We start from the raw sequence: 18,674 nt of genomic DNA, 5'->3' as shown, positions 1-18,674 counted from the left end.
AAAATACGGGCAATTAGTGGGGTAAGGCAGGTTCCCGGTGGGCGCCTTGGCGCGTTAGTATCAAGAGAACGAGGATGCTTGCGGATCAGTGCGGCCGCCTGTTCGAGGCCGAAGGCTTAAGTTTTGGCCGCGCCCACAGCCGGCCGAGTTCGACACAAGTATAATGGCGATAAGTGGCGCCCGCTGGGAACCTGCCTCACCCCGGCAGCAGGATGATATTAAGGTCCATTTTTAGTAGAAGCCTATTTTCGGAGATGTTGGCGCACCCGAGTGCAGTTATGGTGGAAGGTTCCGGAAAAGCGGTAGTCCGGGCTACCGGCTTCCGGGTTCTCCAGGATGGCCTTAAGGCGTCCTGGGGCAGCCGTCAGGACGACAATCTGCTGCCCCAGGAAAACGGCCTCCTCGATGTTATGGGTAACCAGGACTGTCGTCAGCCGACGCTGCCGGCGGATATCCACCAGGGTCTGCTGCAAGCCCTCCCGGGTCAGGGCATCAAGGGCCGAAAAAGGCTCATCCATCAGGAGGGTATCTGGCTCGAGGGAGAGAGCCCGGGCAATGGCCACCCGCTGCTTCTGGCCGCCACTCAGCTGGGCCGGGTAGCGCTTCTCCAGGCCAGCCAGGCCCAGGTCCGCTAGGAGGGGCGCGAGGATCCCTTCCTGCTGCCGCCGGGGGTAGCCCCGCAGGTCCAGGCCCAGGGCGGCGTTTTTCCAGACCGTTTTCCAGGGCAAGAGACCGTAATCCTGGAGGATAATGGCCGTCTGCCGACGCGGCCGGGTTACCGGGGCAGCGTTAATCTGGATTTCCCCCCGGGTGGGTTTTAGCAATCCTGCCAGCAGGTAAAGCAGCGTAGTTTTGCCGCAGCCTGAAGGCCCAATTAGAACGCAAGTTTGACCGGCAGGTACAGTAAAGCTCATATCCACCAGAGCCGGCGCTTCTAAACCGTTGTTAACATAAGCATAGGAAACACCGGTAACCCGGATCACCGGTTATTCCCACCGGAGCTAAGCAAATTCGGGTCAACCAGCTCTTCGTATTTATAAGGCGCAGTCAGGAGTTTTTTAGCCACCATCCAATCCAGCACCGCTGCTACCTCCTCCTGACGGGGCAGTTGCGGCTGGGAGTAGTGGGGCGCCAGATAGGTGTCTTTGAGTTCTGCTGGTATCCGGGCCTTTTCAACAAAGAGTTCCCGGTAGGCTGAAGGGTTCTGGGCTATTAAATTGGCGGCCCCGGCATAAACCTGGAGTAGTTTCCTGATGGCCGGAGCTTTTTGCTTGATGGCTTCCTCTCGGAAGAGAAGTACCACTTGGGAGAGGTTACGGCTAATTTTGGTATCATCTAGGATTACCCTGGCCCCTTTCTGGGCAGCCAGGGAGGCGAAGGGATCCGGCAGCAGGGCGGCGTCCAGCTTACCCCCCAGCAAGAGCTGGAGGCGTTCCGGAATCTGGGGTACGGGAACCTTCTGGACGGCGGCAGGGTCCACTCCCCCGTCCCGCAGGAGGCCGTCGGCCACATATTCGATAATGGTGTTTTCCGAAATACCGATTCTCCGGCCTTGAAGCTGGCCCGGGGAAGTAATACCGCTGCCGGGTGCAGCCAGGAGGGCAAAACGCCCCTCGGCCGGGGTGGCCCCCATGGTCAGGGAGACGATCCTTACCGGTGTCCCGCCTTTCCGTAGCAAGGCTGCCGCGACAATATCCGCCACCTCGCCGTCGATACTCCTGGACTGCAGGGCCAGGTCGCGATCCCGGGCACTATTAAAGGGTACCAGTTCAACCTGCAAGCCAGCCTTAGTAAAGAGGCCTTCCTTCTCAGCCACAAAAAAGGGGAAGTTATCCTCCACGGGAATTAACCCCAATTTCAAGCTCCCTTCCTGGCTGCTACCGCTACCGGCCGGGCTGCTGCAGCCCGCCACCACCGGGATCAGGAGAATAAGGAGCAAAAACAGTGCTAGTCCCCTGATTTTCATAATATGGCACCTCCGCTAAAGGCTGGCACCCTGGCTGTCTATTTCAGGGTTAGGGCCAGCAGGGTAAAGACAAACATCAGCACGCTCAAATAACCATTCATATTTAAAAAAGCCAGATTCAGGTGCGAGAGGTCATCTGGCGCTACCAGGCGATGCTCATGGATCAGGATTACTGCAGCCACCAGGACCCCCAGGTAGTATAGCCAGCCCAGATGTAAAAGGAAGCCCAGGCCGGCCAGCATGACGATGGAAGAGGCGTGCAGGGAGCGGGCGATAACCAAGGCCCGCTCCTTACCAAAACGGGCCGGTATGGAGTGGACGCCGTAGCGGCGATCGAAGTCATAATCCTGGCAGGCATAGATGATGTCAAAGCCCGCCACCCAGCTCCCCATCCCCAGGCCCAGGATAACAACCGGTAGGTCAATGGTTGCCCGGATGGCTACCCAGGCCCCCACCGGCGCCAGGGCATCGGCCAGGCCCAGGGCGAAATGACAGGCCCAGGTCCAGCGTTTGGTATAGGAATAAAGGACTAGCACTAGGACGGCAATGGGCATTAACTGGACACAGAGCCGGTTTAGGCGGATGGCGGCCAAAAAGAGCAAGGCGAAAGACATAAGGGTGTAAATCCAGACTTCGGCTACGGATATAAGCCCCAGGGGTAGGGCCCGGTTGGCCGTGCGGGGATTAAGGGCGTCAAGGTGGCGGTCAATGAGGCGGTTCAAGGACATGGCCGCCGTGCGCGCCCCAAGCATGGCCAAGGTTATCCACCCCAGCTGGGCCAGCGTCGGATGACCGGCCGCAGCAGTAAAGGCCCCCAGGTAGGCAAAGGGGAGGGCGAAGATGGTATGCTCATATTTAATCATATCGAGAAAGATCCTGAACTTACGCCAGGCCATACTCCCGCCACCTCCTATCAATTAATTCCAGGACCTCCCGGCTGGCCCGGGCTTCCTCCGGCCAGGGACGTACCGCCCCTTCTTCCGGCAGTTTCCGGGTGGCGTCCAAACCCATCTTACTGCCAAAACCCTCAGCCGGGGCGGCATGATCCAGGATGTCTACCGGCCCATCAACAATAACGGCATCCCGGCGGGGGTCGATATTCCCCAAAACCCGCCAGGCCACTTCCTGCAGGTTATGGACGTCTACATCGGCATCAACAATGATAATGAGCTTCGTAAACATCATCTGCCCCATCCCCCAAAGGGCGTGCATGACTTTATGCGCCTGGCCGGGGTAAGCCTTACGGATGGCGACAATGACGCAGTTATGAAAGACCCCGGCGGGGGGGAAGTTGAGGTCCACTACCTCGGGGAGCTGGAACTGGATCAAGGGCAGGAAGAGACGTTCCGTTACTTTTCCTAGGTAGGCGTCCTCCATGGGCGGTGGTCCCACCACCGTGGCCGGGTAAACCGCCTGCCGGCGCCGGGTTAGGCAGGTCAGGTGGAAGACAGGGTAATTATCCGCCGGCGAGTAATATCCTGTATGGTCGCCAAAGGGGCCTTCCCGGCGGGTTTCCCCATAGTCGACATAACCCTCGAGGACGATCTCCGCCCGGGCCGGGACATCAATAGCCACCGTCAAGGCCGGTACCATCTCCACCGGTTCTCGGCGTAAAAAACCGGCCAGGAGCATTTCATCCAAGCCCGCAGGCAGGGGGGCTGTAGCGGCGTAGATGACGGCCGGGTCAGCGCCCAGGGCGACGGCTACCTCCAGGCGGCCCTTGCTGCGGCGCAGATGCTCGGCGCCGTCCTTGTGGATATGCCAGTGCATGCCGGTGGTAACGGCGTCAAAGACCTGCATCCGGTACATACCGGCATTCCGGCGGCCGGTTGCCGGATCATGGGTAAAGACCAGGGGCAGGGTCAGGAAACGGCCGCCGTCCTCCGGCCAGAGCTGCAGTACCGGCAGTTCTTCCAGGGAAGGGGGGTCTACCCTGACCTCCTGGCAGGGCGCCTCCTTTACCCGGCGGGGGAGGTAGCGGCCCAGTTCAGCCAGGCGGGGGAGGAGGCGCAGTTTATCCAACCAACCACCGGGATCGGCCGGCAGGTCCAGGAGAGCCTGGAGACGCCGGGCCGGTTCCTCCGGGTCCGGTATTTCCAGGGCCGCCTGTACCAATTCCTGGCTGCCGAAGAGGTTGGTGGCCACAGGCAGGGCTGAACCCTTCACCCGCTCGAAGAGCAGGGCCGGCCCACCCCTTTTGACTACCCGGTCGCTAATGGCGGCAATCTCCAAGACAGGATCGACCTCTACTTTAACCCGGTGCAGCAGGTTGTGGGCCTCTAAATAGGCCAGGTAGGCCTGTAAATCCCGATGGGCCATATTTCTTCACCTTTCCCGGGTATTAAAATTCGCCACCAGGCGATTATCTCCTTCTCACCTCTCACTTCTCACTTCTATTTTGGGGCAGGCCCCAGCGGGGTACCAGATTCTGCTTTAGGCCCAGGTGGTCCAGGATACGGGCCACCAGGTGCTTGACCACATCATCAACAGTTTGGGGCCGGTAGTAAAAGGCCGGCATGGGGGGCATAATCACCGCTCCCAGACGGGCCAGGGTTAACATATTCTCCAGGTGGATAGCGCTTAAGGGCGTCTCCCGGGGGACCAGGATCAGCTTGCGCCCCTCCTTGAGGGTAACGTCGGCCGCCCGCATAATCAGGTTGGCGGCATAGCCATGGGCTATGCCGGCCAGGGTCTTCATACTGCAGGGAATAACCACCATTCCCTGGTGGGGAAAGGAACCGCTGGCCACCGGCGCAGCCAGGTCGTTCTCCTGGTAGCAGCAGGTAGCCAGTTCCTCCATGGTAGCAGCGGTCAGACCCGTCTCCAGGCGCAGGGTCTCCCTGGCCCAGCGGCTTAAAACCAGGTGGACCTCGGTACCGGCCCCTTGCAGGGCCTCCAGGAGCCGCACGGCATAGACGGCACCGGTGGCTCCGGTAACAGCAACTACTATTTTCATCCCAGTTGCTCCCCTCGGGCCAGGGCCAGGAGCAGGCCCCACAGGAGGTCAGCCTCGCTGACCTGTACTGCTGCCACTCCCAGCCCGGCCAGGATTATTTCCAGAATGGTAACACCAGGGACGATAATATCGGCCCGCTCCGGCTGTAAGCCCGGCAATTCCCGCCGGGCCTCCGCGGGCAAGGCCGCTAGGCGCCGCCGCCAATCCGCGACCCTAGCTGCCGGTAAGATCAGGCCGTGAACCAGCTCCGGCTGATAGGCCGGGAGGGCCAGTTCCATGGCCGCCAGGGTGGTAATGGTCCCGCCGGTACCGATAATTAGCCCGGGCCGGCTTTCCCGGATTCGGGCCAGGTTCGGCGCCAGCAGGCTGGCTATCGCCTCTCTATCCAGACCCTCTTCCATGACCCGCACGGCACCCACGCGAACACTGGTAAACTGGAGCTCCCTGCCCTCCCGCCAGCTGAACTCCGTGCTGCCACCGCCAATGTCAATAACCAAGGGATTGGCGACTGGTACGGTCAGGCCGGCCAGGGCTCCCTGGTAGGCCAGGCGGGCCTCGGTAGAGCCATCAATAATATTAACATCCAAACCGGCTCCTGTCGCTACTGCCACAGTTAAAATTTCTGGATTGCGGGCCTCCCGGGTAGCGCTGGTGGCAATGCAGGCCATCCCGGCCGGGTTGTATCCCCGGGCCAGGCCGGCCAGTTCGGCCACAGCTGCAGCCGTCCGCCGGACCGGCTCTTCCTGGAGCCAGCCCCCGGTAGCCCCGGCCAGGAGCCGAGTACTGCGGAGTTCGGCCCGGCAGGGCGTTACCCGTTCCCCGGCGACATCTCCTACTAGAAGACGCACCGAATTGGAGCCTATATCCAGGGCCGCATAACGGTTCACTGGGCTTCACCTGCTAACAAAAGTTAAAGGCACCATTAAGGTGCCCGGATAAATTAGTCCATATCATAATAAGACCAGCTTTAATACCGCGAACCACGACCGCCCCGTTTAGAATCTGTATGCCGCTTTAAATCCTGGATGCGCTCGTCACTTTCCTTCATAAAGCGAGCCAGTTTATCCTCAAAGGAAGCCGAAGAGAACGGGCGCCCGTGACGCGGGCCGTGTCGTTCGACATAATCGGGATTGGCGCGCTTGATGGAAAGGCCGATCTTCCCTTTCTCATCAATATTGATGACCTTTACCCTGACCCGGTCCTTTTCTTTAATATAGTCATTAACATCCTTCACATAGGTATCAGCCACCTCGGAGATATGCACCAGACCTGTCACACCGCCTGGTAGTTCCACGAAGGCACCGAACTTGGTGATCCCGCTGACCACCCCTTCTAAAACAGTGCCCACAGTGATGGACATACGAGCCGTATTCCTCCATTCCTGGTCAAGCTGATCCCATTATATGCAAGAGTTAAGAAATTTGTCAATAACCAAGATGCGCCTAAGCCGGTTTAATCGCGAAATTGCTGGCCCGGCTGCGGTGGTTTAAGGGGCCGTACCTGGCCGGGTTGAGCCGGCATAATCACCCGCTCGCCGGGTTTTACCAGGCCCAGTTCCTCCCGGGCCACCCTTTCAATATAGCTGTCGCTGTTCAATTCCTGAATTTGTTGTTTTAAGCTGGCGTTTTGCTGTAGCAGGGCGGCTTTCTGGTTTTCATAAGCCCGCATTTGGAGGTTGGTCTGGTAGAGGGCCAGGCCCAGGTGGCCAAAGGAGTATAAGAGATAAAGAATAATAACCAGGGCCACTACCTGCGGCCAAGGCCGCCGGCACTTAGGCAGGTGAATTACCTTGCTCATCATCTTCCCCCGCAAATAGCCCCAGGGTTTCGCCGGGCAGGACAATAACTACCTGGTAGCCCTTAGTCCGGGCCCGGTGGTAAAGGGTAGCCACACTGCTGGCGCTCAGGCCCAGGCGCCGGGCAACCTCTTCATTACCCAGTCCCATCTCCTTGAGGGCTACTACCTGGCGTTCCCGGAAACTCAGTTTCTCCGCACCCCGGATTTCAATTTGCACGTTCTCTTCCCCAGGCTTATCCACATATTATACACAATCTGTGGACAAATATTGGACAAATATATAATTCGCCGCCCTAGTGGAGAATCCTGCCGCCCGGGTAAATAAATTAAATATCTACCGGTCCCCCTGGACCACCGGGGCCACCGGGTCGCCGCCAGCGCCGCCAGAGAAAGCCCCAGGGTTTAAAAGGCAGAGTCAGAAAATTAAAGACCAGGCGGCCAGGCAGGAGGATGACCAGCACCGTGCCCTTGAGGAGCCGCCGACAGGAAACCAGCACCGTCCCCAGGAGCCGGCCGCCGGCATAAAGGCCGCGCCGGGTACCCTGGCTGCAAAAGAGGCCGTAGAAGACGGCCCCCAGGCCCAGGGCCAGGAGGGTATAGGCCCGCACCTCGCCCCAGTTGAGTAACATCAGCAGGGTAAAGGCCAGCAAGGTGAATACCAGCCAAAACAGGGCGTCGCCGGCCAGAGTGGTGAGGTACCGGGGCCGCCAAAAGTAACGGCCCACCCGGTAGCAATCGTAGGTGAAAGCCAGGATCATCCCCGCACCGGCCAGGGCCAGGAATAATCGCCACTGGTCCAGGACCGGGATCATCGAAAGAGGCGCTGCCACAAGCCCTTCCCCCTGGCGCCCTTCCCCTCGCTGTAATTAAGATTGTTCACCCTGCCGCTGACCTCCAGGTTGCCGGTCTCCAGGCTCAGGGTGCTAATATTAAAACCGCTACCTTTAATGGTCAGGTGGCCCATGGTGGTCTCCAGGAGAATCTCTTCTTCGTCGTAGCTGAGCACCTGGAGGATGCCGCTTAAAACCAGTTTTTCCCGGTTGATTATCGTCAGCTGGTGTTGCCCATCACTCATCCCCCATACCCCCTCCCGTAAATTTTATGCGGGGCAGGGGCTAAAAAGTATAAAAAAAGCTGGCGGCCTACCAGGCCTTGACCAGCTCCACGCCTTTGAAGAAGTACTTGATTATATCCTGGGGCGATTTACCCTGTTGCGCCAGGGCTTTAGCTCCCCACTGGCTCATACCGACACCGTGACCGTAACCCTCGCCCTTAAAGGTCACCCGATTCCCGGTTGTGGTAATACCGGTTATCAAGGTGGAGCGCAACCGGTCGTTACCCAGGGCCAGCCGCAGGGCCGGGGCATCCACCGTCAACCTGCTTACCTGTAACTGGGTGGCCCGGCCGGAGGGGCCTTTGGCCGCCACCTTGACGGCCGTAATGGGTCCCGGGTCCTGGCCGGTCACCTTGCGGACGGCCGCTGCCAGCTCGGCTTTAGTAAAAGTAGCCGTCCAGCCCTTGTTTTCCGCAGTAGTTATGGCCATGCCCGGATCAGGTACGCTCTGGATATAGGGCGCCGGTTCCCGGCGAAAATTCAAGCCCTCCACCGCCGAGGCCGCTGTCCGGGGGCCACCGGAGGCGTAGAACCAGGCGTTGATATAATCGCCCTGGTACTTGACAACCTCTCCCCGGGTCATCTCGACAGCCCGGCGGACGTTGTCGTTGATTCTGGTGGGATCATAGGCCTGGAATTCCTCCACACTGGTGGAGGCGTCGGTGCCGTGGGCCTTAACGCCGCCCTCGGCGATCTTTTTCATGGTAAAGGTCCGGACCAGGATGGCCTGGGCCGCCAGGGCGTTGCGGGGCCAGGACGGTTCCATCTCGGCGGCCACCACTCCGGGCAGGTAGTCTTCTATTTTCATCCGCTTGACTTCCCCGGTTTGATTGACATAAAGGGAGATGGTTGGTTCCTGGACCGCCGGGGCCGGTTTCCTGGCCGGTGCCCGGCAGCCGGCCAAGAACTGACTTAATAACAAAATACCCAGCAAAACTGCTCCCAGCTTCAACCTGTAAACCATGTCTCTTCCCTGCCTTTAAAGGTTTAACCTTAGTATAGGCAGGAAACAGGCCGGGGTATGCACCCCGGCCTGTTTTTAAGCTTCACCCTGGCCCTCGGCCAGCACGCGATAGGTTTCTTTCGCCTGGTTGGCCGCAATATGTTCTGGTACGGCCAGGACCTCAACAGTTTGCCAGCGACTACCGAGCTTCAGGGTCAGAACATCTCCCGGTTTTACCTCGGTGCTGGCCTTGGCCGGACGGCGGTTGACCTCTACCCCGCCGCCATCGCAGATCTCCTTGGCCAGGGTGCGTCTTTTCACCAGGCGGGAGATCTTGAGGAACTTGTCTAGCCGCATGTTACCGGGATACGGCGTCTTTTAAGGCTTTCCCCGCCTTAAAAACAGGTGCCCGGGTGGCGGCGATCTGGATCTCTTCGCCCGTCCGCGGGTTACGGCCTACTCTGGCCGCCCGTTCTTTAATCTCAAAGGTACCAAAACCCACTAGCTGTACCTTCTCGCCCTGGGCCAGGGCTTCTTCGATACTTGCCAGGACCGCGCTGACCACCTTTTCAGCATCCTTTTTGGTCAGATCCGCTTTTTCGGCGACACTGGCAACCAGGTCCATTTTATTCACTATAATCCCTCCTGCTATAGCATGTGCCCTTATCGTCATGTATTCGCTATAATCCAGCAATCTCCTGCATTTCCAGCTACGAAAGGCTAATTTTTTTCGCTTTTTCCCAGCAGACGTCCATCTCCGCCAGGGTAAGGTCCTTAATTTCCCGGCCCTGGTCCCGGGCCGCCTGTTCAATAAAGCGAAAACGGCGGCTAAATTTGTCGATGGTTGCCTGGAGGGCCGCCTCGGGCTCCACCCGCAGCCAGCGGGCCAGGTTGACCAGGGAGAACAGGGTATCCCCCAGTTCAGCTGCCTGTTCCTCCTTGCCGGCGCTATTGATAGCCCTTTCCAGCTCGTCCATCTCTTCCCGGACCTTGGCCCAGACATCAGCCACGACCGCCCAATCGAAACCCACCCGGGCGGCCTGTTCCTGGACCTTCAGGGCCTTTAACAGGGCCGGCAAACCCCGGGGAACGCTCAGCACCGACGGCGCTTCCTCCCCTTGCTCTCTCTTTTCGGCGGCCTTGATCTGGTCCCAGCGTACCAGCACCTCCCCGGCAGTATCTAGGACTGCCGTGCCAAAGACATGGGGATGGCGCCGCCGCATCTTGGTGCAGACAACCTCCAGGCAGTCGGCCAGGGTGAATTCGCCTTCTTCCTCGGCCAACCGGGCGTGAAAGACTACTTGTAGCAGTAAGTCTCCCAATTCTTCGCATAGTTTATTCGTGTCCCCACTGTCGATAGCCTCCAGGACCTCATAGGTCTCCTCCACCAGGTAGCGCTTCAGGGAGTTATGGGTCTGCTCCCGGTCCCAGGGACAGCCTCCCGGTTCCCGCAGCCGGGCCATGATGGCCTCCAGGCCGGCCAGGGTCCGGTCCCGGGCTGCAGGACAGGGAGGCAGGTAGAGGCTAGTCAGGTGATCGACCCAGTCCAGCCGGTCGATGGTATACAGGGGTACAGTGGCCACCCGTTCACCATCAGGGAGTCCGGCCCCGCGGATGACTGTCGCCGGATGTTCATCGGGGTAGACCTTCATGAGTTCCAGTTTAAGATCCCCGGCCACCCGGCGGTTGTACACCTGGGTGAGAAGCAAACCGCGGCCAGGGTCCAATCCCCGCGCCGTAAAGATTAGGGCGTCGCTGATGGTTAAGCCCCCGGCGGGGTCGATCCGCAAGACGGTAAAGAGGGCATCCAGGCAGCTCATGGCCGGTATGACCTGCAGTTCCACACCGGCTGCCGGTGCCTGCTCCAGGAGCAAGGCTACACTCTTTTCAGCCACCAGGGGATGCCCGGGTACGGCATAGGCTATGCTCCGGGGGTTCCGGGCAGGGAGCGCACCGGGGTTTTCCTGCTGGCCAGGCCAGGAGGCCGGGGCCTGGCCCCCGGCCTCCTGGAGCAAAAAGCTGGCGATCCGCCGGTAGAGTTCTTCAAAATCGGCCGCGTCTTCATAAAAGGAATCAAAGGATTGCCACTCCAGGCCCCGCTCTTCCAAGGCCGCCACCGCGGGGTGATGGGAGGTCCGGAGGTAGATCCGGTCCACCCCGGCCATGGCGGTCAAAACAGCCGCCGGCACCCGGGCCGGATCCCCCGGCCCCAGGCCGGCAATGATTACCTTGCCTGCCATTAGCTTCGCCTCACAGGAAAAGAATACCGCTTAATTGTACCAGATAGGCAGGTAAAAAGAAAGCGGCGCCTGGGGCGCCGCCCATTATTGCTCCATTTGTTTGGCCAGGAAGCCGGCCGCCGTTTCCGCCAGTTTTAACTCCATATCCCCCATTTTGACCCCCGGTTCCCGGGAACACAGGATGACGGCGCCAATGGGGTCGCCCTCAGCGATTATCGGGGCGATAACTTCGGCCGTAAACTTATGGGCTTCGCCCTCGCCGTCAATGGGGAAAAGGTCTTCACCCGGGGAATTGGCCAGGATAGATTTGCGTTCCTCCATTACCCGTTCTACTGCTTGCCCGATGGGTTTATCCAGGAATTCCTTCTTGGGGGCACCTGCCACCGCAATAATATTGTCTCGATCTGCGATACAGGCAATATGGCCGATAGCTTCGTGAAGGGAATCTGCGTATTCCTTGGCGAAATCCCCCAGCTCACCAATGGGCGAGTATTTCTTCAAAATCACCTCGCCTTCGCGGTCCACGAAAATCTCCAGGGGATCACCTTCGCGGATCCGCAGGGTGCGCCTGATTTCTTTAGGTATCACTACGCGTCCTAGATCGTCGATGCGTCGTACAATGCCTGTTGCTTTCACTGCAGTCTATCCCCCCTTTACCCTTTTACAGGTAACCTTTTTCCTTAGATAGCTTTCACTGTTAGTATATAATCCATCGGGGGGGTTTATTCATTTTTTCCCTGCCTTTTCTATAACTGGTTGCCTTGCATAAAAAAGCTTGCAGCAGGAAAAAATAAAATTTCCGGCTTAATGTCCTTCAGCACCCACGCAACTGCCGGCCCCGGCGTCACCTTCCCCAGGCTGGTTACCGACATAGACCCGGGTGGGGTAAGCTAAACGGATACCGTTATCTTGGCAGGCCTGCCAGATTTTCTCCCGCAGGGCCCTTTCCACTTCCCAGAGGGAACCGGGCCAGGTCCGGGCGGTAACGGTAAACTGCCCCCCTTTGTCCGATTTATCGATATCGCTCACCCCATAGATGTGGGGCGGCTCGGCCAGACCCTGGCCGCCGGGGTTGGGAATAAAGGCCTGGTAATACTCTTGCTCCACTTCCCGGCAGGCCTGTTCCAGGACCGCCCGGATACGTCGCGGATCTTCTTCAAAGGGAAAGGTAGCCGTGACTATAGCCCGTAGTTCGTCCCGGTTGTAATTGCGGATGGTTTTAATTTCGCTGTTGGCAATATAAAACTTTTTGCCGCTCCATTCCCGGATGGTGGTCATGCGCAGGCCCAGTTCCTCCACCGTACCTGTCACCTGGCCGTTAATCTCCACCAGGTCGCCGACGTGGAACTGGTCTTCGAAGATGATAAAGAAGCCGGTAATTATATCCTTAACCAGGCTCTGGGCGCCAAAGCCGATGGCCAGACCCACCACCCCGGCCCCGGCGAGAATGGGGGTTATGTCAACAAACCGGTCCAGGGCCATCATCACAGCCACGGCATAGATCAGGTAGCGCAGCGCCGAACCGAGGAGGGTTTCCAGGGTTTTTTCCCGCTGGGGATCACGCCGGGCGACCTGGAAGATGCGGTGGATAAAGCCGGAAAGCAGCCGGTAGAGGATCAGGGCGGCGACCATGATGACTGCCGCCCAGAAGAGCTTCTCCAAGAAGAATAACAGGCCTGGCTGTAGTCGTTGCCAGAGGTGGGTGATATCAACCGTCACGGTCGCAGCTCCCCTCCATAAATAGGGTTCTTCCAAAAATAGTTATTAATGCCATCCTGCTGCTGGGGTGAGGCAGGTTCCCTCCGGGCGCTGGTTGCGCCTTATACTTGTATCGAACTCGGCTGGCCGGCACCGATGGCGGTCCGGGGTTCCGGCCGGGCGGCGTTACCCTCGCTGATGAGTTCTTTAATCCTGGCCAGGATCTTGTCCAGGAGGTCCAGTAACTCCTCCTGGCCCAGGCCCATAACCCGGACCCTGATGGTTAGGCCACCGGCGGAAGAAAAGGCCAGCCGCCGGGGGAAGTACTGGGTCAGCTGCAGGAGCTTCTCTCCCCGCAGAGGGGTATACTGGCCAAAGCTCAGCTCCACCTCCCGGTTTTTCTGGGTGACGCTAATTACCCCCACCTCCCGGGCCAGGAGGCGCACCCTGGTCAGGGCCAGCAGATTCCGGGCCTCCGGCGGCGGTGGGCCGTAACGATCCTCCATTTCCGCAGCGATATCCGCGACGCCGGCCAGGTCGCCGGCAGCCATCAGGCGGTGATAAAGCTCCATTTTCAGGGTGGCTTCCGGGATATATGCATCACTCAAGAAGGTGTCTACTGCCAATTCCATGGGGGCGACCTGGTAATCCACTGCAGCCGGAGCCGGCGCCTGTACCGTCCCTTCAATATCCTCGCGCTGCTGTTTTAATTTCTGAACGGCCTCCTCCAGGAGCTGGCAATAAAGGTCAAAGCCAACGGCCATCATGTGGCCATGCTGCTCAGGTCCCAGGAAGTTACCGGCGCCCCGGATCTGCAGGTCCCGCAGGGCGATTTTATAACCGGATCCAAAAGCGGTAAAGTCCCGGATGGCGGCCAGGCGTTTCTCCGCCACTTCGCCCAGGACTTTATCCGGCCGGTAGGTAAAATAGGCGTAGGCCAGGCGGTTACTACGGCCGACCCGCCCCCGCAGCTGGTAGAGCTGGGCCAGGCCGAAATTATCGCTTTCATCGACAATTAAGGTATTGGCATTCTGGATATCCAGGCCGTTTTCCACGATGGTGGTACTCACCAGGACATCGTACCGGCCGTTGATAAAGTCCAGCATGACATTTTCCAGCTCTTCTTCGCTCATCTGGCCGTGGCCGATGCCTACCCGGGCCTCGGGCACCAGTTGCTGGATGTGGTAGGCGAAACGGTCAATATCCTGTACACGGTTGTGGACCACAAAGACCTGGCCGCCCCGGTCCAGCTCCCGGCGGATGGCCTCCCGCACCATTTCCGAGTTGTACTCGACCACATAGGTTTGCACCGGGAAACGATCCTCCGGCGGCGTTTCAATCAGGCTCATATCGCGCACCTCGGCCATGGCCATATGCAAGGTACGGGGAATGGGGGTGGCCGTCATGGTCAGGACGTCAACGGTGTAGCGCAGCTTTTTCAGCCTTTCTTTATGGGCGACGCCGAAGCGCTGTTCCTCATCGACAATTACCAGGCCCAGGTTCTTAAAATTAACATCACTGGAGAGGAGACGGTGGGTGCCGATGACTACATCCACCGTACCTTGCTTTAAAGCTTCGACCACCGTCCGCTGTTCTTTGGGTGAACAGAAACGGCTTAAAACAGCCACCTTCACCGCGAAAGGGGCAAACCGGGCTTTGAAGGTCTCATAATGCTGCTGGGCCAGGATGGTTGTCGGCACCAGCACAGCCACCTGCATACCGTCCATAACCGCCTTGAAGGCCGCTCGCATGGCCACTTCCGTCTTACCGTAACCGACGTCGCCGCAGAGAAGACGGTCCATGGGCCGGGGCTTTTCCATATCAGCCTTGACCTCGGCAATGGCCCGGAGCTGGTCCGGGGTTTCGGTATAGGGGAAAGCCTCTTCAAACTCCCGTTGCCAGGGGGTGTCGGGCCCAAAGGCGTGGCCGGGGATGGCCTCCCGCCGGGCATAAAGATCCAAGAGCTCCCGGGCCATCTCCTGGACGGCTTCCTGAACCCGGCTCTTCACCTTGTTCCACTCATTGCCCCCCAGGCGGTAGAGGCGGGGAACATGACCTTCGCTGCTTACATACTTCTGCACCAGGGACACCTGGTCTACGGGTACATAAAGACGATCCTTGCCGGCATACTGGATGAGAAGATAGTCTTTCTTGACCCCGCCTACGTCCAGTTGCTGGAGGCCCAGGTAACGGCCAATGCCATGGTGGACGTGGACGACATAATCTCCTTCTTTGAGATCGCTAAAGGAGTTAATCTTGCTCCCCTGGCGGGATGCCTTAACCCGCCGCGGCCTTTTTACGGGGCCGTAGATCTCTGTGTCGCCGATAATAGCCAGGCGCATCTCCGGCCAGGTAAAACCCTGGCGGAGGCGCCCAGAAACAATTATTATCTCCCCCCGTTGTAGGGATTCCCGTACCTCGGACTGGGTGCTGGCTTCGATTCCCTGTTCCGCCAGGGCCTGGCGCAGGGCGACCACCCGGTTCGGGTCAGCAACCATCAAAATGCTGCGGTACCGTTCCCGGCGCCAGCGGCCCAATTCCTCGACCACCAGACCTAATTTACCCTGAAAGGCAGGTAGAGTTTGGGCACTAAGGCCCACCGACCGCTGGGGGCTGGTCCCCGGGACTCGGCGGGGCAAAAGGGAGAAGTAAAGGCGCTGGTTACGCTGCCACAGGCGCTCCAGATCGGCGCTCTCCAGGTAGGCCTGGCCCTGGGAAGGTAAAACCAGACCGGCGGCCAGCATATCGGTAAAGAGGTTCAGGCGCTGTTGCTCCCGGCGACGCATCTCCTCCAGCAGGTGCGCTGGGTCATCCAGAATTACCAGAGGCCGGCGCTGGAAGTAATCAAAGAGGGTGGCCTGGTGGGGATAGAAAAAGGGCTGCAGTTGCTTGCTGCCTTCGGGCCAGGAGCCGGCCTCCAGGATGGCTATTAAGCCCTGAACCCTTTCCTTTAATTCCCGGGCCGCCTGGGGCTGGCGCCGGCGCAGGAGGGTATAGGTCTGGGAAAATTCTGCCTCCAGCGCCGCCAAACCCGGCGCCAGGTCCGGGGGCGGGAGAACCTCCTGGGCCGGGCCCAGAAGCACGGCCCGCAGTTCGGCTACCGAACGCTGGGTCGCCGGGTCGAAACGGCGCAGGGAATCGATTTCATCGCCCAAGAGCTCCAAACGCAGGGGTTCCTCCGCCCCCAGGGGGAAGATGTCAATAATACCTCCCCTTACCGCCAGCTGGCCCGGGGCTTCCACCACCTCTTCCCGCCGGTAACCCAAGGCAATAAGTTTCTGTAGGAGGACCTCCCGATCAATGACCTGGCCCACCTCCAGGGCCTGGAGAGCCTGGGAGAGAGGCTCCGGCGGCGGCAGCCGGCGGAGGAGGACTTCTACCGGTGCGACGAGAATCCGGGTCCGGTCGCTGACCAGGTCCGTGAGGACCTTCAGCCGCTGGGTAGCCAGTTCCGGGCTGGGAGTATAGACCTCTACCGGTAGGAGCTCATCCGGCGGCAGGTAACCAATACCCTCCCCTGGCCAGAAGGAATCGATATCTGCTGCCAGGCGCTGGGCTTCCTCATTGCCGGCTGTCACCACCAGCATCGGCTGAAACTCATCCAGCATGGCCGCCAGCCACAGGCCTTTCAAGCCCTCTGGTAGGCCGTAAAGCTGTAACTCCCCCAGCCCCTGGCGGAGACCACTGCTGATGGCGTGGAATTGTTCACTATCTCTGACAATTTCCAATATGCCTTTATTGTACATCTAGCGCACTCCACATAAATATTAACAAGTCCTGGTCAAACTTTAATGGACTAATAAAAGGCCCTGACCACGGGCCTCATCTATACTATCAATTATAACTTCAGTATACATTATATTCGTCCCCCGTGACAGAAGTCAAGTTTTATAACGGTGCCAGGCACGGCAATGGAGGCTGATAACACCCCTGTTCCAGGCCAGATGGGCCAGGAAGCCAACCGCCCAGGCCAGGCCGGGCTGGCCGGTACGATTATAGGCCTGGAAGGCCAACCAGCCAAAGAAGGTATGGCCTCCTAGGGCTGCCAGGGCCGGCCCCCACCTGGTAAGATTGCTCCGTTCAGGTCCGGCCGCCATTGGCCTGCGCCCGAGTTCCCACAGTCCCTCTACCAACCCAAAGGTAATATGAACACCAGGCAAAGAGGTCCCCGTGATCAGGGCCAGGCCTGTCTTTAAGGCCTCTTCAACAAAGGGCCCCAGAGCGGCCGGCACATCCCGAACCCGCCGGCCCAATAGCAACTGGTTCCAAAGGCCGGCTACTAGGGCGGCCAGAAAGCCGACCAGGAGGGTTTTAACAGCAGGCAAAATTACCACCCCGCCAGGGTAGAATGACCCTCAAGCTAGTGCCTGGCAGCCCGGCCCCGGCAGAGGCGGCAGGCCCGGGCAGTGCCGATCTATTACTGGTTAAAGCGGTTCATGGCCTCCTCCATATCGCCCCCTTCCAGGAGAAAACGGGCCGCTTCTGCCGCTTTCAGGAGCACCGGCCGTACCAGTTCCCAGTCGTTCTGGCTAAAGGGCTGCAAGACGTAGTCAACTACATCTTCCCCAGCCGCCGGCCGGCCAATACCTATTTTTAACCGGGGGATATTGGTTGTCCCCAGATGCATCATAATCGACTGCAGGCCCCGGTGGCCCCCGGAACTGCCACCAGGCCGGAGACGCAACCGCCCCGGGGTCAGGTCCAGGTCATCATGGATGACCAGGATGGCCTCCGGGGCAATGCCGTACCAGCGCGCCAGGGGGGCGACGGCCTGGCCGCTGTTGTTCATGTACGTCTGGGGCTTGACCAGGAGAACCCGGTTGTTCCCGACCAGGCCCCGGCCGATTATGGCCTGCTCCCGGTTGCGGTCCAGGCTGATCCCCAGATCATCGGCCAGAAGGTCGATAGCCATGAAACCGGCATTATGCCGGGTAGCTTCGTAACGGCGCCCGGGGTTGCCCAGGCCTACGACCATCAGCACCGGCGCCACCCCCTTCCGAAAATAGGCTTTGGCATATATGGCGGTTGTTGGGACTCAAGTTGCTTCTAGGGGGGAGGCAAGTTCCCTTCGGGCGCTGGTTGCGCCATTATATTTGTGTCGAACTCGGCCGGCTTCGGGTGCGGCCACAACTCGGCCCTGCGGGCCCCAGGCAGGGTGGCCGCGTTATTCCCCAGCCGGCCTCGTTCTTCTAAACTAAGCGCCAAGGCGCCCTCCGGGACCCTGCCTCCCCCCTACTATCAATATCGCCGTCAAGCCGCGGCTACGCGGAGTTTGTACCCGCCATCCCCTGCCACAACTAGCCTTCGCTGGCGGAAACGTCAGCCCCGTCTTTACTCCTCCGGCGGGGTTTCTTCGACCGGCGTCTCCCCAGTGGTCCCAGTATCGGCCGCGCGGGTGGTTACCACCAGGGCGACAATGGTATCCGGATCCGCGAGCACCTTGACGCCCGCCGGCACCTTAATATCACCTACAGTTAGGTGTTCACCTACATCCAGGTTGCTGATGTCCACCACAATATTCTCGGGTAGATCCCCCGGCAGGCTTTCGACCTCTATTTCCCGGGCACCATGCTGGAGGATACCGCCTTCCTTGACCCCCCGGGCTTCACCCTCCAGGACTACCGGTACTGTCGCCTTGAGTTTATCCTCCAGGGAAACCTGGTAGAAATCAACATGGGTCAAGTTACCCTTAATGGGGTGACGCTGAACCTCCCGGATCACGGCGGCGAACTCTTTTTCCTGACCTTCCGCAGCGATCTTTAACTTCAATAAGGCGTTCCCACCCTCTTTAGCCAGGATGTGTTCGAGTTCCCGGCCGGGGATGACTACTGCCAGGTTGCCGGCTTTCTTGCCGTAAAGCACCCCCGGTAGTTTTCCTTGCCGGCGCAGTCGCCGGGCCGACTGTTTACCTGCTTGCGGACGTAAATCTACCTTTAATGTTTGGGCCTGCATATGTCCCA

21 protein-coding genes are annotated in these 18,674 nt (G+C 59.3%); all 21 read right to left on the bottom strand.

Going from position 1 to position 18,674, the window contains the following annotated elements:
- Window positions 1–242: 242 nt before the first annotated feature.
- The 21 genes from SDD30_RS06495 to SDD30_RS06395 all read right to left on the bottom strand — a co-directional run bounded on the left by SDD30_RS06495 (window position 243) and on the right by SDD30_RS06395 (window position 18,666).
- Window positions 243–983 carry an ABC transporter ATP-binding protein gene (locus SDD30_RS06495; protein ID WP_434074111.1) on the bottom strand — a complete coding sequence of 247 codons (741 nt, stop codon included), beginning with the start codon at window positions 981–983 and terminating at the stop codon, window positions 243–245.
- On the bottom strand, window positions 980–1,966 hold the full coding sequence (locus tag SDD30_RS06490) for an ABC transporter substrate-binding protein (RefSeq protein ID WP_434074110.1): 987 nt from the start codon (window positions 1,964–1,966) through the stop codon (window positions 980–982). Before SDD30_RS06490 ends, SDD30_RS06495 begins: the two co-directional genes overlap by 4 nt.
- Before the next feature lie 38 nt (window positions 1,967–2,004).
- Entirely contained in the window at window positions 2,005–2,862 is an 858-nt protein-coding gene (locus tag SDD30_RS06485) for a UbiA-like polyprenyltransferase (RefSeq protein ID WP_434074109.1), read from the bottom strand.
- Window positions 2,849–4,285 carry a menaquinone biosynthesis decarboxylase gene (locus SDD30_RS06480; protein WP_434074108.1) on the bottom strand — a complete coding sequence of 479 codons (1,437 nt, stop codon included), beginning with the start codon at window positions 4,283–4,285 and terminating at the stop codon, window positions 2,849–2,851. The genes SDD30_RS06485 and SDD30_RS06480 overlap by 14 nt, the downstream gene beginning before the upstream one ends.
- Before the next feature lie 61 nt (window positions 4,286–4,346).
- The gene (locus SDD30_RS06475) at window positions 4,347–4,922 is read right to left on the bottom strand and encodes a UbiX family flavin prenyltransferase (protein ID WP_434074107.1); all 576 of its coding nucleotides are present in this window, start codon (window positions 4,920–4,922) and stop codon (window positions 4,347–4,349) included.
- The gene (locus tag SDD30_RS06470) at window positions 4,919–5,809 is read right to left on the bottom strand and encodes a Ppx/GppA phosphatase family protein (RefSeq protein WP_434074106.1); all 891 of its coding nucleotides are present in this window, start codon (window positions 5,807–5,809) and stop codon (window positions 4,919–4,921) included. The genes SDD30_RS06475 and SDD30_RS06470 overlap by 4 nt, the downstream gene beginning before the upstream one ends.
- An 80-nt stretch (window positions 5,810–5,889) precedes the next feature.
- Window positions 5,890–6,282 carry a S1 RNA-binding domain-containing protein gene (locus tag SDD30_RS06465; RefSeq protein WP_434074105.1) on the bottom strand — a complete coding sequence of 131 codons (393 nt, stop codon included), beginning with the start codon at window positions 6,280–6,282 and terminating at the stop codon, window positions 5,890–5,892.
- A 92-nt stretch (window positions 6,283–6,374) separates the two neighbouring features.
- Window positions 6,375–6,719, bottom strand: a complete 345-nt coding sequence (locus tag SDD30_RS06460; RefSeq protein ID WP_434074104.1) for an FtsB family cell division protein — start codon at window positions 6,717–6,719, stop codon at window positions 6,375–6,377.
- Window positions 6,694–6,936: a sigma factor-like helix-turn-helix DNA-binding protein gene (locus SDD30_RS06455; RefSeq protein WP_109208124.1), complete on the bottom strand. Its 243-nt coding sequence runs from the start codon at window positions 6,934–6,936 to the stop codon at window positions 6,694–6,696. Before SDD30_RS06455 ends, SDD30_RS06460 begins: the two co-directional genes overlap by 26 nt.
- A gap of 109 nt (window positions 6,937–7,045) precedes the next feature.
- On the bottom strand, window positions 7,046–7,549 hold the full coding sequence (gene yabQ, locus SDD30_RS06450; RefSeq protein ID WP_434074103.1) for a spore cortex biosynthesis protein YabQ: 504 nt from the start codon (window positions 7,547–7,549) through the stop codon (window positions 7,046–7,048).
- Window positions 7,528–7,794 carry a sporulation protein YabP gene (gene yabP / locus SDD30_RS06445; protein WP_434074102.1) on the bottom strand — a complete coding sequence of 89 codons (267 nt, stop codon included), beginning with the start codon at window positions 7,792–7,794 and terminating at the stop codon, window positions 7,528–7,530. The genes yabQ and yabP overlap by 22 nt, the downstream gene beginning before the upstream one ends.
- Before the next feature lie 67 nt (window positions 7,795–7,861).
- Window positions 7,862–8,797 (bottom strand): SpoIID/LytB domain-containing protein, encoded by a 936-nt coding sequence (locus SDD30_RS06440; protein WP_434074101.1) that lies wholly within the window; start codon window positions 8,795–8,797, stop codon window positions 7,862–7,864.
- Window positions 8,798–8,872: 75 nt separating this feature from the next.
- Window positions 8,873–9,133 carry an RNA-binding S4 domain-containing protein gene (locus tag SDD30_RS06435; RefSeq protein ID WP_434074100.1) on the bottom strand — a complete coding sequence of 87 codons (261 nt, stop codon included), beginning with the start codon at window positions 9,131–9,133 and terminating at the stop codon, window positions 8,873–8,875.
- Between the two features lies 1 nt (window position 9,134).
- Window positions 9,135–9,410, bottom strand: a complete 276-nt coding sequence (locus SDD30_RS06430; protein WP_434074099.1) for an HU family DNA-binding protein — start codon at window positions 9,408–9,410, stop codon at window positions 9,135–9,137.
- Between the two features lie 76 nt (window positions 9,411–9,486).
- On the bottom strand, window positions 9,487–11,016 hold the full coding sequence (gene yabN, locus SDD30_RS06425; protein ID WP_434074098.1) for a bifunctional methyltransferase/pyrophosphohydrolase YabN: 1,530 nt from the start codon (window positions 11,014–11,016) through the stop codon (window positions 9,487–9,489).
- Between the two features lie 84 nt (window positions 11,017–11,100).
- On the bottom strand, window positions 11,101–11,652 hold the full coding sequence (gene spoVT / locus SDD30_RS06420; protein WP_109208117.1) for a stage V sporulation protein T: 552 nt from the start codon (window positions 11,650–11,652) through the stop codon (window positions 11,101–11,103).
- A gap of 168 nt (window positions 11,653–11,820) precedes the next feature.
- The gene (locus SDD30_RS06415; RefSeq protein ID WP_434074097.1) at window positions 11,821–12,735 is read right to left on the bottom strand and encodes a mechanosensitive ion channel family protein; all 915 of its coding nucleotides are present in this window, start codon (window positions 12,733–12,735) and stop codon (window positions 11,821–11,823) included.
- Window positions 12,736–12,836: 101 nt separating this feature from the next.
- Window positions 12,837–16,460: a transcription-repair coupling factor gene (gene mfd, locus SDD30_RS06410; RefSeq protein ID WP_434074096.1), complete on the bottom strand. Its 3,624-nt coding sequence runs from the start codon at window positions 16,458–16,460 to the stop codon at window positions 12,837–12,839.
- 135 nt (window positions 16,461–16,595) lie between these two features.
- On the bottom strand, window positions 16,596–17,039 hold the full coding sequence (locus SDD30_RS06405) for a hypothetical protein (RefSeq protein WP_434074095.1): 444 nt from the start codon (window positions 17,037–17,039) through the stop codon (window positions 16,596–16,598).
- Between the two features lie 92 nt (window positions 17,040–17,131).
- Window positions 17,132–17,695, bottom strand: a complete 564-nt coding sequence (gene pth, locus SDD30_RS06400; protein ID WP_434074094.1) for an aminoacyl-tRNA hydrolase — start codon at window positions 17,693–17,695, stop codon at window positions 17,132–17,134.
- A 350-nt stretch (window positions 17,696–18,045) separates the two neighbouring features.
- Complete coding sequence (locus tag SDD30_RS06395) at window positions 18,046–18,666, bottom strand: 50S ribosomal protein L25/general stress protein Ctc (RefSeq protein WP_434074093.1); 621 nt, start codon at window positions 18,664–18,666, stop codon at window positions 18,046–18,048.
- Between the last annotated feature and the right edge of the window lie 8 nt (window positions 18,667–18,674).

The sequence above is a fragment of the Moorella naiadis (nom. illeg.) genome, assembly GCF_051020825.1.
GTDB classification, from domain to species: Bacteria; Bacillota; DSM-521; order Neomoorellales; family Neomoorellaceae; genus Neomoorella; species Neomoorella naiadis.
This window is presented reverse-complemented; position numbering and strand designations above follow the sequence as displayed.